This window comes from Streptomyces sp. NPDC005808, assembly GCF_042871385.1.
Lineage (GTDB): Bacteria > Actinomycetota > Actinomycetes > Streptomycetales > Streptomycetaceae > Streptomyces.
This window is the reverse complement of record NZ_JBIAIK010000023.1, coordinates 44,331-58,501: the sequence shown is the minus strand read 5'-3', so window position 1 is coordinate 58,501 and position 14,171 is coordinate 44,331. Positions and strand designations below refer to the sequence as shown.

Annotated in this window: 8 protein-coding genes and 1 pseudogene; 8 read left to right on the top strand and 1 reads right to left on the bottom strand. The window is 68.1% G+C overall.

The window, feature by feature from the left end; translation table 11 throughout:
- Positions 1–92 precede the first annotated feature (92 nt).
- From ACFYPC_RS34415 to ACFYPC_RS34400, 4 genes and pseudogenes are all read left to right on the top strand, one after another.
- Positions 93–386, top strand: a pseudogene (locus ACFYPC_RS34415) (IS21 family transposase); the annotation flags it as partial.
- 1,343 nt (positions 387–1,729) lie between these two features.
- Positions 1,730–2,575, top strand: coding sequence for a helix-turn-helix domain-containing protein (locus ACFYPC_RS34410; RefSeq protein ID WP_391891093.1), 846 nt, complete (start codon positions 1,730–1,732; stop codon positions 2,573–2,575).
- Positions 2,576–2,593: 18 nt separating this feature from the next.
- On the top strand, positions 2,594–3,172 hold the full coding sequence (locus ACFYPC_RS34405) for a hypothetical protein (protein WP_391891091.1): 579 nt from the start codon (positions 2,594–2,596) through the stop codon (positions 3,170–3,172).
- 219 nt (positions 3,173–3,391) lie between these two features.
- Positions 3,392–5,050, top strand: a complete 1,659-nt coding sequence (locus tag ACFYPC_RS34400) for a hypothetical protein (protein ID WP_391891089.1) — start codon at positions 3,392–3,394, stop codon at positions 5,048–5,050.
- Between the two features lie 393 nt (positions 5,051–5,443).
- Here the strand turns inward: ACFYPC_RS34400 and ACFYPC_RS34395 are convergent, their stop codons facing one another.
- Positions 5,444–7,885: a Helicase associated domain protein gene (locus tag ACFYPC_RS34395; RefSeq protein ID WP_391891087.1), complete on the bottom strand. Its 2,442-nt coding sequence runs from the start codon at positions 7,883–7,885 to the stop codon at positions 5,444–5,446.
- A 206-nt stretch (positions 7,886–8,091) separates the two neighbouring features.
- On the opposite strand from ACFYPC_RS34395, the gene ACFYPC_RS34390 reads away from it, so the two are divergent.
- The 4 genes from ACFYPC_RS34390 (at position 8,092) to ACFYPC_RS34375 (ending at position 13,500) form a co-directional block, all read left to right on the top strand.
- Positions 8,092–9,051 (top strand): TniQ family protein, encoded by a 960-nt coding sequence (locus tag ACFYPC_RS34390; RefSeq protein ID WP_391891085.1) that lies wholly within the window; start codon positions 8,092–8,094, stop codon positions 9,049–9,051.
- Positions 9,052–9,346: 295 nt separating this feature from the next.
- Positions 9,347–10,060, top strand: a complete 714-nt coding sequence (locus tag ACFYPC_RS34385; RefSeq protein ID WP_391891083.1) for a hypothetical protein — start codon at positions 9,347–9,349, stop codon at positions 10,058–10,060.
- A 3-nt stretch (positions 10,061–10,063) separates the two neighbouring features.
- On the top strand, positions 10,064–12,433 hold the full coding sequence (locus ACFYPC_RS34380; protein ID WP_391891081.1) for a transposase: 2,370 nt from the start codon (positions 10,064–10,066) through the stop codon (positions 12,431–12,433).
- Positions 12,430–13,500, top strand: coding sequence for a TniB family NTP-binding protein (locus ACFYPC_RS34375; RefSeq protein ID WP_391891079.1), 1,071 nt, complete (start codon positions 12,430–12,432; stop codon positions 13,498–13,500). Before ACFYPC_RS34380 ends, ACFYPC_RS34375 begins: the two co-directional genes overlap by 4 nt.
- Positions 13,501–14,171: the final 671 nt, after the last annotated feature.

Sequence of the window (14,171 nt, the reverse complement as noted above, 5' to 3'; positions counted from 1 at the left end):
TGCTTGGCTGACATCGCCAATGCTGGCGGGAAACCGACTTCAAGTTCAGTCAGAGGTCCCCGCCAGCACTTCCGATACACGCCCTAGCGGGTCCGGCGACTCCGCCGCGTCGCACAGCCAGTGGGCAGGTGGTGCCCAGGAAGATCGACGAGTTCGCGCCGCTGGTCGACGCAATGTTGCGGGCCGAGATCCTGATGAAGGCATCGGTGATCCACGAACGGCTGTCCGCTGAGTACGGGTTAACCGGCAACTACCAGCGCGTCAAGCTCTTTGTCCAGCAGGCCCGTCCGAGGATCGCCGAGGAACTCGTCATGCCCAAGGAGTTGGCGGGGCTGCACCGCCGCTTCGAGGTCGTCCCAGGTGCTCAGGCTCAGGTCGACTGGGGTGGTGCGACACGAGGTCGCGCATATGAGTGAACTCACAGATTGGAGGCCGGTTATGCCGGTTGCGTAATTCTCGGTCAGTGTTCGAGACCAATCTCCGCTCTGACGTGCGTTCGCGGGTCCTGCTCGGCGAAGGTGCGAAGCTCAGGGAAGACGCCCAAGGGCCCCCGATCCGTCAGGGGGAGCAACCGGGCAAGGAGAAGGCCGGACGGACGAACGCGAGTGAACGCCCTGTGATGCCTCGTGATCGACAAACCCGGGAGACGGGATGAATGCCGGGTTATAGGCCTGGCCGCTGGCAGAGGCGGCGAGCGACGACCGGAGCCTGCCCCGTCGGTCGTGTGAACACCGCTGGTCCCGGCGTTTAGGGGGCGTCCTCCCCGGTCGCATCTCGTATACGCGGAACGCGGAAACCCCGTCGGGGTCCCGGCCTTGAGGCCGGGTAGGCCGATCGCGAGAGGGGCGTAAGCCCTCGGTGGGACAGGAAGTCCAAGAAGCGGATGCCGGCTGCCGAAAGGCAACGGGACTCGTGACCACGGCTACCCCTCCAGGCGGCTGTCACGGGGAACCGGCCGGATACCGGTCCAGACGACCGGATCCGAAAGGGCGCTGACGTGGGCGGGTGAGCCTTGAACGCCGAGGCCGATGGCCTCTCGAACCGAGGACATGTTGGACACCATTGTTGTGAACAGACCCGAGGGACGCCTACCCCGCCCACACCATCAACCAGCGTTCTCCCAGCTCAAGGGCTTCCCTGGAGGGGAGCTACACCCAGCTCAGAAGGTCCGAGGGTCAGGCCGTGAGTTGGTAGTTGTGCTGTGCGGGCACGTGAGGGGCGACCGTTGTATCGGCGTTCGCACGTGCAGCTCTTGCGTGATCAACTTGAGACAGATGCAAGTTTCCGCAAGTTACGCGCTATGTGAATCTTCACGAAGCAAGTTTCCGCAAGCCAGTAGTGGTGCCCCTGTGCGGCCGATCACTCTCGAAGGGTCACATTCACGCGAGCGCATGGAGGATTCGTGGCGCTGTACTTGCTGTGCAAGGACCCTGAGAGTCCGAACAATGGGAGCCCAACCCTCTATTACGATGATGAATCGGACAGCTATCTGCTGCAGGCCTGGAAGGTGCGAGACCCGGCCCGCTTGGCGTCCATCACCGTTCCTGATCACGAAACCGTGGTCGAGTTCCCCACGAGGCTCCTGCGGCTCTTCCCTGCACCCGACAGCGCCCCGCATACGAGTGCAAGCCAGAGTGTACATATAGTGCCCTAAAAGATCCTAGATGAGGGCAAGTTGGGGCTGTGGAGGCGTTGGTCGGGATAGCGTATTCCGCTGCACACTGTCCGCATGCCTACCTCCTCAAGCATCAGGGAAGCCCGTCGGGATCTGGGACAGCGCCTGCGCGCTCTGCGCCAGCAACACGGGTTCACCGCACGAGAGTTGGCTCGGCGCTGCGGCTGGCACGAGTCGAAGTGCAGCCGCATCGAGAACGGGCACGCTGCCGCGTCCGCCGCCGATATCGAGTCGTGGACCAGGGTGTGTGGCGAGGAGACTGCCGCGGCCGACCTCATCGCCACCGCCCGCGGCATCGACGGCATGTACATCGAGTGGCGGTCCATGGAACGCGCAGGACTCAAGCATGCCCAGGAAAGCGTGCTGCCGCTGTGGGACCAGACACGCCGCTTCAAGGCGTACGCACAGAGCCTTGTGCCTGGCCCCTTGCAGACACAGGCCTACACCCGGGCCGTTCTGGCCGGCATCCGAGAGCGGCGGCAGCTCTCCGACGAGATCGAGGCCGCGGTCGAAACCCGCTTGGACAAGCAGAAGTTCCTCACCGAAGGGGGGAGACAGTTCGCGATCGTGCTGGAGGAGACCGTGCTGTACCGACGGGTGGGCCCGCCTGCGGTCATGGTTGAGCAGCTCAGCCGTCTCCTTGAGGCAACGGTCCTGGCGTCGGTCAGCCTCGGCATCATCCGACGTGACGCCGACCGCAGCGTCATGCCCGCTGTCGAAGACTTCTGGATCTTCGACGACCGCCAGGTCAATGTCGAACTGGTATCCGCATATCTGACGGTCAAACAGTCACATGAAGTCAAGCACTACACCGACGATTTCACCCGGCTGACCGACCTGGCCGTGCACGGAGGCCCGGTCCTCACCCTCATCGCCTCCGCCATCAACTCCTACGCATGACTCCCAGGGGTTCTGTCCGTGGCGGAGACCCATGACGGAACCTGTGAAAACGGAGATCGCGCGATGGAACCACGGCGACGCGAGCGTTGGACACACCCGCAATTCCCCCAGGTCGGCCATGACTCCTTATACCCCAACGGGCGGGGCGCCGTAACGAGCGCCCTGACACTCGGCGCAGCGGCCCTGACCGCGGTCGGGCTGGCGCTGGCCGGAGCCCTTCCCCCCGTCGGTCACAACGGGGACACCCAGACATCGACGGTGCACGCCCAGTTCCTCAAGGACCTCAAGAAATACCGGCCTTCCTCCGAGCGTGTACTCGACACGGGAATATCGAAGCCGGGCATACCTGTGTCCCTGGGCATGGCACAGCAGTACGACCAAACGACAGCCAACCGCGTCAGCTTCCGCTGCCACGGCCACGGGACGGCCAAAGCGACTACCCACCAGACGGACGGCGCCGAACATAGCTACCCCGTCACCGCCTGCGGCCAGACCATCACGTCCATCACAGCCGGTCGTGCCGACACCGTCATCATCAGTGCCGACGATGACGAAGCGCTCATCGTGTGGGCCGTGGTGCACAGTACAGCCGGCTGACCCGACGCCCGGTGCACGCTCATCGATCTCTGCGCCCTGCCCCCTTGGCCTCGCACGTCTGGGCAGGACGTATCGCTGCGCTGTCAGTGGGCGACGATGGGAGGACGCACCATCGCAGGGACACTGTTGCATACCACAATCGCAGGCCAGCGGTGCCCTCACCGACACGCTGGTGGTGCCTCGCTGTGTCTGCCAGGTCCGTGCTGGAGGTTCGCCATCATGGCAAGCGCGCTTGTCGCCCAGTTTCGTTCCCGTCGTCCATCCGCCCCGCCCGGCGGCGACGGTAACAGTCCCGGCGAAGTGCCACCACCGGCCGGGGACTTCACTCATCGTGCGGCGGTGCTGGTCCATGTCCCCGCCGGCATGGAGGAGGGCACCGCCCGTGAGCAGTGGGAGCGGTGCGGGCTGCTGTTCTCCCGTGTGGACGATGCCCATCAGGGTGACGCGATGGTGCTGTACCGGGTGGAGGTACGCCTGCAGGGAAGCCGCTGGGGTGCATTAAGCGAGGCTGAGCGCCGCGTCACGGCGGCGCTGGCCGGCCGGGTGACGGCGCAGATCGGTGACTCCACGTTGCTGGAACCCGAGGACACGCCAACGGCTGTGAGTACCTGGTACGTGCATCGGAAGGTCGACTGGGGGTCCGGCTGGTGGCGGAGCCGGGCCGCGCGGCTGTGGGTGCAGGTGGGGGCGGCGGATGTGCACCGCCGGGTGCGCCTGGATGGTCCGGGCAACTACGAGGAGGTTGTGGCGGCTATTCGCCGGAGGCCGGATCTGGGAGGTGTGACTTTCGACGACGAGCTTCATGACGTGCGGCCCGGAATCGCGTCCGCCCATGCCTTGCGCCCGCAGGATCCTGCCCCCTGGCACACCCGGGCCTTGGGACTTCCGGGCATGGCCGTGGGTGCCGCCGCGATGCTCTTCGGTTGGGTGCTGGCGGGGCTGGGCCTGAGGTGGCAGGTCGCGCTGGCGCCGCTGCTGCTGGCAGCGGCGTGGTGGGTGGGCCCGTGGTTCGCGGAGCGGGAACGGCACTCCCGGATGATTACCTGGCTGTGTGGGCTGGCCATGGTCGGCAGTACGGGGTTCAGCGGCTTCGTGATCCAGGTGATCTCGACGACGCTGGGAGACGTGGGCGGCTGGTGGCCGGCGGGCATCGTCCTGTGCGGGCTGCCGGTGCTGCACGGCTGCATGTACGCACTGCGCCGGAGCTGGTTCTCCCGCAATGCCGCTGCCGTGTTGCCGATCGCCGTTCTCCCCCTGGCATGGGTGCTGCCCTGGATGGGACGGCTGGCCCAGGGCGTCTACCTGACCGGGTGCCTCGGCACCCCTCTCTCGGCCGCCAACGTCGATCCCCTGTGGATGTATCTCGCTGGCGTGCAGCTGGCTGGCCTGTGCATCGTCGCCGTGGTGTGCGGGCTGGCCGCGCTCGGCTGGGCCCGGCACTTCTACTGGATCATCGGCTCGAAGTCCTACTGCATCGCCGTCGTCGGCACGCTCACAATCTTGATGACGGCGGGAGCCTTGATAGCGGGTCTGTCGTCCGCCACCACAGCCGCCGATCGCATCGCCGCACAGGCGACGGCAGGGCACGACCCATCTCCCTTCTTCGGCATCAGCGCCCGCCGGGTCTGCGTGAGACCGCTCGACGAAACCAAAACAGCCGTGCAGCCAGGGCCGTTGCCCACCGGCCACCCGGTCATCGTGTTCGACGTCACTGGCGACGAGACCTGGCTATGGGATCCGCAACGGGCCCAGGGCACGACCGACCTCACGAAGAAGGCGCTGCGCGTGCGCACCGACCAGATCGCAACCCTGCCCGCGGCCCGAGGAGCCCTCACCTGTCCCCCGCTTCAACCCTCAACTGCACCGTCCGCCCGCTGACACACGGATCCTCGAGACGCAGCATCCCCAACAGCAGCTCCGAGATCGTCGTCGGGCAGACGCAGGTGGGCGACGGGCCAAGCTCGGACGCAGAGAGGGTCCTACCTTCTCTGGAGGCCACGAACCCGAACCGGGCTCTCCAGGGAAGGTAATTCGGGCAGGGCGATGAGGACGGCGCCGTCGGGGGCCAGGTGGTGCGCGGCGGCGATCGCGGTGTGGGTTTTGCCGGCTCCGCAGGTGGAGACGACCATCGCCGCCTCTCCCCCGCTGCGAAGGCGTCAGTGAGCGCCTTCAGCGCATCTTTCTGGTGTGGGCGCAGTAGCAGGGATGTGCGGCCGTGGGCAACGGGATTTCCTTCGTGTGGCGGGTGGGACGAGGCGCGAGGTGGTGAGTTCAGCGCAGGGCGAGAGGAGGGGGCCGGGTCCACGACAGATCTGGTTCGGACCACCAGTCATCGTCGTCCACGGTGTCCTCCGCCCGGTCCGCGGCGGGGGCGGGCTGAAAGACGGGGTCCAGATCGATGCCGAGCGCAGTGAGGGCGGTGATCTGGGGCCCGGTCAGCTGTGCGGTGTTGCTGCGGCATCTGCGCAGCCACTGGCCGAGGAGGACCTCGTCGCCGTGGACGTCTTCCCGGTGGGCGAGCGGGACATGGAGGTGGCCTTCGCGCTGCTGGAACTGGCGGGCTGCCATCAGGCCGCGGCCAAAAGCGCGGGCGCGCGGTGCGGGGTCGGGTAGCAGCAGCATGGTGTGGGGGTGCAGGTGCGGGTGCTGGGCGTTGAGTTGGGCCAGCAGCCGGACCTGCTGGGGGTGCAGGGTGTGCAGTTGGGTGAGCTGGTGGTCCAGCCATGCGGCGGCCTTGTGGCCGGAGGCGGGCGTGGGGGTGGCAGGGGCGGCGTGCGGGGTGAGGGTGAGGTGGATGTAGTCGTGCTGCCAGGCCACACCCCAAGGCGGGTTCCACCAGGGATCGACCGCGTTGAGGGCGTCGAGGCGGTCGTCGTGCAGGCTTTTGTCTGCGACCAGCTGGCGCTGTCGGGCCAGCCAGCGCAGCAGTGGCCTTTCGCGCGGGGTGGGGGCGCGGGTGACGGCCAGGGTGCCGTGGTGGGCGGCGAAAACGATGGCCTGTTCCAGCCGGGCCTCAAAGCTTCCCTCGGGATGGGGCCAGGAGACGTTGAGGCTGGTCAGGGCGAGGGCACGCTGAGCGTCGAGACCTCCGTGGGCATGGAGGGAGCGTTGCTGGCCGAGCCAGATCCCCAGGGGGTATCCGGTGCGGTCGGTGTAGTCGCTGGGCACGTCGAGGTGTCCGCGGCGCTCGAAGAAGCGGATGGCGGCCTCCCACCCGATCTCCCAAAGTCCGGTGTCGACCTGATGGGTGCGCAGTTCGGTGACGGCAGCGACCTCCCCTGCGCGTTCGGGCGGCGGGGGCCGGGGTACGGTGCGCCAGAGGTCGGTGTAGCCGCCGCCCAGGCGCCGCCAGTAGCGGGAGTCGTGGGTACGCAGCCCGTTGAGGACTTCCCACAGGATGGCGAACTCCGAGGAGCGCATGGCCTGTTCGGTGCTTTGTCGGGGGCCGATATAGACAGGAATGATCAGGACGGCGATTTTGCCTGCTCCCGGAGGTTGGCGCAGGGCGCGGCCAAGAGCCTGGATGATGTCGGAAGCGCTGCGTTTGGGGTCGGCGAACAGAACAGCGTCCGCGTCGGGCACGTCGACGCCTTCGCCCAGAATCCGGACGTTGGACAGCACGGCCCCGTCGACGGAGTCGGCGGGGCCCGAGCGGCGGCGCAGCAGGGGAATGCCTTCGAACTCGGCCAGGAACTCGGCGCGCAGGCGCGGCGATTGCTTGCTGTACAGAGCGCGGGCCCACAGGCGGCGCACGCGGGTCGTGGAAGCGGCAGCCTCAACGGTACGGGGCAGTGTCTCGCTGAACTGGCGGGCGTAGGCGATGCGACTGTGGAAGCTGATGACGCGGCGGATGCGGTGGGTTCTCATCGCGTGCAGCAGGCAGACCTGCAGGGCGGCCAGCCGCAACCCGTTGGGGCGACGGGAGATGTCGTCGGTGGTGAGAATGTCGCGCAGGTCGTCGTCGGTGATGACCGGGGCGACGATGCGGTAGTCGGCGAGGATGCCGCGGTCGATGGCATCAGCGAGGCCGAGGTTGTAGACAACGGGCCCGTAGATGGAGGCGTCGTCCATGGAGGCCAGGGGTTCAGGCTTTTCGTCGGGCTCCGGCGAACGACGGCGGCGGCGTTGCGCGGTGGGGTCCTCGGGCTTCCAGACGCGGGGAGTTGCGGTCATGTAGAGGCGGCGTTCGGCCGGGATCTCACGGTCGTGGTGGACGGCGGCCCACTGTTTGTTGCTGCTGCCGCTACTGCGGTGCGCCTCGTCGATGATCACGATCGCCCACGGAGGCAGCTGGTAATGCTGGTGGGCGCGGGCGATCGCCTTGAGAGATTGGTAGGTGGCGAACACGACGCCCGGACCGGGAAAAGCTGCCAGGGTGCGAGCGAGGCGGGCCGGGTCGGTGGTAGCGGTGAGGCGGTCCCCGGAAAGGCGGACCATGGCCGGCTTGAGCGTGCAGACGGCAAGCATCCGGGTGATGCGGCTGTCGGCGTGCCAGTGCCAGGCAGTCTGGCTGACCAGGTTGAGGGAGGGGACAACGACGAGGATGTGTCCCGGGCCGGCGAAATGCTCGGCGATCCGGATGGCGGTGATCGTCTTTCCTGTGCCGGTGGCGGAGACGATCGTGGCCCTGGGCATACGGGACAGGGCCCGCACCGCGGCGTCGTACGCTTCACGCTGGTGAACCCGCAGTTGTTTGACGCCTCTGTCCGCCACAGCCGGGACTCCCTTCACGAGGCGAGCAGGCAACAGCTGTCCGGCCACACCCCGGTCGACGGGCGCGGCCGGGCGCTGAATCGACCTTGCGTCAGCCGCGTCAGCTGTTCAAAGCTGATACGGAAAGTCGTTACCAAGATCACAGCACATGGCCGTCCGGGGGCAGGGCACGGATATGGGGCGCCCGTACTGGCTGGAGGTGAGTAGTGGCGGAACAGATGCGGCCGCTGTCCTACCGGCAGCCTCTGGTGGACGGTGAGTCGACCGGCTCCTTCGTGACCCGGCTGGCCGCCCGCCACGGACAGTCCGCCACCCACCTTCTGGCCACCCTGGGCGAAGGACACTCCGCCGCTGGCGTCGACCCGTGGGAGAGCGAGCTGTACGTCAACCAGGCGGCACGTCGGCGGCTGGCGGAGATGACCGGGCGCCCCCTTGATCAACTGACGCGGGCGTTGGTGAGCCTACGGGATGAGCATCTGCTGCCCGACTCCCCCGACATCCCCGTGTGGAAGTGGCCGTGGCGGCCGCACGCCGGGTTCCTGGTACGCGGATGCGCGCTGTGCGCGGCCCGCCGAGGTGTCCTGGACCCGGTGTGGCTGATCAGGCCGGATCCGTGGCACATCTGCGTACGTCACGGCCGCTTCCACGACACTTCCCGCGACGACCGGGTTCCCTTCATCGACCTGTCGCCGGGCCCGCATGTCATCCAGGCCGAGCGGCGCCGGCTCCGGCTGGTGGGCGCCGGCCCGGTGGGCCGGCTGCTGGTCGCCGATGCCTTCGGCGTCCTGTCGCACGAGGCCCTGCACCTGCCGCGCCTGGGAAGCGGGCGGACCACGCCATTGCGTCTGCTGCCCATGGCGGTCCGGGTCGCCTCCCGGATGGCCTTCCTTGAACGACGCCGCCTCGATCATCGGCTCCGGCCGGACGAGCACCAGCGCTGGCGCGAGCAGGTCGTCAAAGACCTGGGATGGCAGTTGGGGAGGGCCCTGGCCGCGTGGAGCCAGCAGCATCCGCCGCTCAGGCGTCCCCGGACTACACGCCCGCAACAGCGCTGGCAGCTGCGACCGGCCGCCCCGCACAAGGACGTGCCGGAGATGGCCTCCGTCGACAAACTGACCTGTGTCCCATGGGAGGTCTTGGCCCGTGGCCCCCGTCCTTACGGTTGACCAGGCACCGATGCGCCACAGGGCGAACGGCCGTTCTCCTACGCGTCGAGAGCCTGCGGAGGCAAAGCGATGGCATCGGCCCACAGCCGGGGCAAAGCCCAAGGCCTCTCCGTTCGTGCGCTGCCCGGGCGCAGAACGCTTGATCCGCGTCGGCCTGTTCTGAGGAGAGCGGTAGCCCGGGCTGCAGGTCCGAGGCAGGCTGCGGACAGGTGCGGCCTGTCGCCTAGCATCGGTGCCAGCACCGCTCCTGCCGTGGCCTGCGGGGTGATAGGTGCGGAAGGGGTTGCCCTGGCTGATGGAAATACAGGTGCAGTACCGCAGCGCGGCAGGCCGCACCTGCCGTGACGAGCCGGCCGGTCTGCGGGGCGTGCCGCTGGAGGAACGGCAGTCGCTGTCCGAGCCGCACGCATACAAGGGCCGTCCCTCGATCCTGACCAAGTGGGCCGCTGCCACCACCGGGCAGGCGGTGTGGTGCACGAGCGCTGTGCAGATGGATGCGGCGATGCTCCTCGACTTCGACCCGGACATCGTGTGCTTCCAGTCCGGTGTGGTGCAAGTGCACTGGAAGCTGGACAGCCGGCGAGGCACCGTGGAGCCTGCGTTCGTCGCCCGCACCCGCGCCGGACGCAGACTCGTCTTCGCGCACCCGCCCCGCGACGAGACGGGTATGGAGGAGCGTGCGCTGCAGCATGCCGGCGACGAGGCGGACTGGGAGATACGCCCGCTGCGCGTGCCCCACGGGGTACTGCGGTCCTCACTGGAGGGCGCCGCGCACTTCAGCGGCCCGGACTTCTCCCCCGACGATCACGTCCGCCGGGTACTGCTGGAAGTATTCGCCACACCGCGCCCGCTGCTGGCGGGCGCGGCCGCCTCGGGCCTCGGGCTGAAAGCGCCCGGCTATGCCTGGCACCTGGTGTGGACGGGCGAGCTGACCTGTGACTGGACCAGGCCGCTGCTGCCGACCTCGCCGGTGTGGGCCAGCCAGGCGGCCGATGCAGAGGAGGCATAAGGGATGGCAACGGCCGTAGTGCAGGCAGATACGGGAAAGCCGGCCGGGCTGCGGCTGGGGGCGAGGCTGCGCTGGCAGGGCGGCACCTACCGGGTCCTGGTGCTGCAGGGCGCAGAAGTGCAGCTGGGCTGCCTGGACGAGGAGGGAGCGGATGCCCGTGCCCTCATCGAGGCCGTGGCCGGCGCCGACGACTTCGCTCTCCTGGACGAGGACCTGCAGGAACTCGAACGGGAACAGGTGACGGACACCAGCCGTCTGTCCCTTCTGTCGGAGGTCGACTCGAAGCTGGTGCGGGAGTGGGAGCGCCATCTGCGGGAGATCGACGACGGGGTGCCCCCGGATGCCGAGGAGGGCGCGGTGCCGCGCCCCGGCTACGATCCCGACCACTTCACCGTGCGCCAGCGTCTGGCCGCCAAGGCCGCGGAGATGAAGACGCTGGGCTTCAGACATGCCTCGGCCGGCACGATCGAACGGCGCAGGCGCGCCTACCAGACGCGCGGCGTGTTCGGGCTGATCCGCGAGATCGTGCCGGGCTCACCCTGGGGACGTACCGACGAGCGGGTGGTTAAGCTGCTGCTGGCGGAGGTCAAGGCCGGACTCGGAGAATCCGACGGGGACGCCAGCCGGCTGTATGAGCGGCTGCAGGCCGCCGTCCGGCGCGAACACAAGACCGAGTACGACAAGTTGATGATCTCGAGGGCCACCTTCTACCGGCTGCTGAGCCGGCTGGGCATCAACGTGGCCTCTCTGCACTGGCCCACCGACCGGCGCCTGGACGAGGCCAACGGCGCTGTTCCCCCGTACACGCCGACGCTGGCGTGGCGGCTGGGCGAGCAGGTGCAGATCGACTCCACCGGCCTGGACGTGATCGCGATCGGCGATGACGGGCGGCCGGTGCAGGTGGAGTTGACCGCAGCGATCGACGTGGCGTCCCGGACCATCATCGGCGCGATGATCGTGCCGAAGGTTCCGGGCCGCGGTCCCAGGGGGCGGCGGCTGGGCGGGCGCGCCACCCGTTCCTTCGACGCGGTGCTCATGCTGGCCCAGGCCCTGGCCCCCATGCCGGGCCGGCCCGGCTGGTCCCCTCGATCGCTGGCGGAGCACTCCGAGATGCCGTACGCGGATCTGGTGGCGTGCGATCCGCGGATGGCCGGGGCGGCCGCCCGGCCGGTGATCCGCCCGCGGATGGTCGTCGTCGACCACGGCAAAATCTTCAACAGCGAGCACTTCGACGACGTGTGCCGGATGCTGCGCATCAAAGTCCGCCCGGCCCGGGAACGCACCGCCACCGACAAGGCCATCATCGAGAGCACCTTCAACGCGATCAAGCGGCGGTTCTCGCAGTACGTCGCCGGCTACACCGGCTCCGACCTGAAGCGGCGCGGCAAACACCTCACCGACGGGCCGCTGTGGAACCTGAACGAGCTGCAGGACCTGCTCGATGAGTGGATCGCCCTGGACTGGCAGCAAAAACCCCACGACGGTCTGCGCAGCCCGTTTCTGCCCGGCCTGACGGTCAGCCCGAACCGCATGTACGCCACGCTGGTGGCCGCCGAGGGCCATGTGCCGCTGGCGTTGACACCGCACGAGAACCGCAAGCTGCTGCCGTTCAGCTATCTGAAGGTGACCGACAAGGGCGTCAGGATCGGCAACCGTACTTACAACAGCGAGGCCCTGCAGGAGTACAAGAACCGGCACACCGGGGTCCCCGGGCAGGGCAGGCGCTGGCAGATCCGCTACAGCCCCTATGCGCCGCGGTTCGTGTGGCTGTGGGACCACCACCAGGACGACTGGGTGGAGGCGGAATTCATCCACCAGCGGCTCATCGGCGACGACTGGACCGAGTGGACCTGGGAGCAGGCCACCCTCAACGTGCTCGAGGACGGCGGCCGCAAAGACGATCAGAGGCGCATCGCCCGCGAGGTGTCCAAACTGCGCGAGCGGGCCCGGCGCGGCCCGGACCCCGACGCCCCGCGGGTACCGCAGCTGTTCACCGGACCAGCCCTGGATCTGGACGTGCCGGCGGCCGACCCGTACGAGGGCATCCCCGACCCCGATCCTGCCACCGTAGTACGGGCGCCCTCGCTGACCACGGCCGCCGGATACATCCTGCAGGCGGCCCGGCCTGCTACTCCCCCACTGCCCAGACAGCCAGACACGGAGCCGCAGTACGAGCCCGCCGACGACTTCCGCACTGCGGACACGGGCGGCCCTGCGCAGTCGTCGGCCCGGCTGTACAGCACAGGCGCGTTGAGCCTGCGAGGCAGCGCAGCAGAGGTATTTGGCATAGCCCGGTCCTCCGCCTCCCCGACAGCGCCTTCGCTCCATGCCAGCGAGCCCGGTGACGAAGAAGAAGACGAAGGAGAATCGTGAGCCGACAAGAGCTGATCCGCGCCTTCGGCCCAGGTGTGGCCCAGGCCGTCACCCAGCCCATCGACCCGCCGCTGCTCACCACCCGGGAAGGATGGGACCTCGCGGCTTCCCGCGAGCTGGCCCCGCCCAAGCGGGCCGACTGGGCGCCCAAGGGGACCGAGGTCGGGCCTCGTGATCCCCGCCTGATGTACCACGCCGAGATGCTCCCCGTGATCACTCCGGCACTGTGGCGGGGCCTGCTGGACGCACGACGCCAGCTACGCAAGAACCGGTTCCGCAGCATCGGCCGCGCCACGGACATGATCATTGACGGGGACCGGGGTACCGGCAAGTCCACTCTGCTGGTGCAGATCGGCCGCGGCTTCCAGGGCCTGATCGAATCCGATCTGGGCCCCGACCCCAACCGCATCCCGGTCATCCATATCAGCGTCCCACCGGAGCAGGAAAGCAATCTGCACTGGTCGCTGCCCTTCGCTGAGTTCCTCGGCCTCAACCACACCATCAACCCGGACGACCGCAACCGCCGCACCGCCGACATGACCGAGCCCGTCGCCCACGTGATGCGGCAGGCGAAGACCCGGCTGGTCCTCCTCGACGGCATCAACCGCATCCAGGACAACGAAATCGGCGCCGCCTTCAGCTACTTCGAGGCCTTGCAGGACCGCACCAACGTCACATTCGTCTTCTGCGGCACCGGCGCCCGCGAAATCGTCCACGAAGCCCGCTACGACAAGCGGCGCAAGAACCTGCCCGACGTCGTCAAGGGCAAGACCTACTTCAGTGACCTGCCGGTGCTGTGGGCCGGGGTCATCCCCTACGGCGAGGACTGGCACAGTGTCGTCCAGGGCTTCGACGAGGACCTGTGCCTGTACGACCACAAGCCCAAGTCCCTGCTGAAGCTTTCCCGCTACCTCCACCAGCGCACCGGCGGCTACATCGCCTCTCTCAACGACCTGATCTGCCAGGCCGCTCAGGAAGCCATCGAAACCGCCACCGAGACCGAACCGGAGGCCATCACCAAACGGCTCCTGGACGACATACGCATCGGCCGCGGTGACAGCCGATAGTCTCCCGTGCCTGCCCGCCGGGCTCTCTCATCAAATCTGCTGTTCTACCAGGAAGGCTGAGGGCAGCCGGGATCGACTCTTCCCCGCATTCCGGGAAGTTCACCGCGAGGCTGACACATCAAGGCGCCCCCGTGCCGCTTCCCGGCCACTCAAGGTGACAGGTCCCGGCCAGGAGCGGCCTCCTCCCGTCGCCGCACGGCTCCTCTGACGATCAGGATGGTGCCGTGAGACCACGCAGTGTGGCAGGTGTAGCACGCCGTCTTGATCCAGCCGTGGTCAGTATCACCACGCCTGCGGCGCCGACCCGGTGCGCCACAGAACTCGCAGGTGGCCGCAGATTGCGCCTCAGCTGTGGCAATCAGGGCTCGTGTCTCGGGGTGGTCGGTAGTAGCGGGGCGGGGTGCGAGGTGGACACGGACAGTGCCGAGCTTCTCCTTCAGGTCGGCAACCCTGTAGTCCGGTTCACGGGCGACGAGTTGCTCGTGCAGCTGCTGAAGCAAAGGGTGCCAGCCCGGCCCGACCGAATGCAGCCGGTCCGGCAACTGGTGCGCGGGGGCACCGGCCCCGGCCTGGGAATCCTGCATGCGGCCATCCTCCTGCCCTGCGCCACACCCGTCGCGCGACGCCCGCTGCCGAACTGCCGTCCGGCATCTGGGGGGCCGGGCGTGTCC

Bases quoted from the DNA above. Each gene is read 5' to 3' on its own strand.
- ACFYPC_RS34410 (WP_391891093.1), top strand. From the start codon at position 1,730: ATGCCTACCTCCTCAAGCATCAGGGAAGCCCGTCGGGATCTGGGACAG.
- ACFYPC_RS34400 (WP_391891089.1), top strand. From the start codon at position 3,392: ATGGCAAGCGCGCTTGTCGCCCAGTTTCGTTCCCGTCGTCCATCCGCC.
- ACFYPC_RS34385 (WP_391891083.1), top strand. From the start codon at position 9,347: ATGGAAATACAGGTGCAGTACCGCAGCGCGGCAGGCCGCACCTGCCGT.
- ACFYPC_RS34380 (WP_391891081.1), top strand. From the start codon at position 10,064: ATGGCAACGGCCGTAGTGCAGGCAGATACGGGAAAGCCGGCCGGGCTG.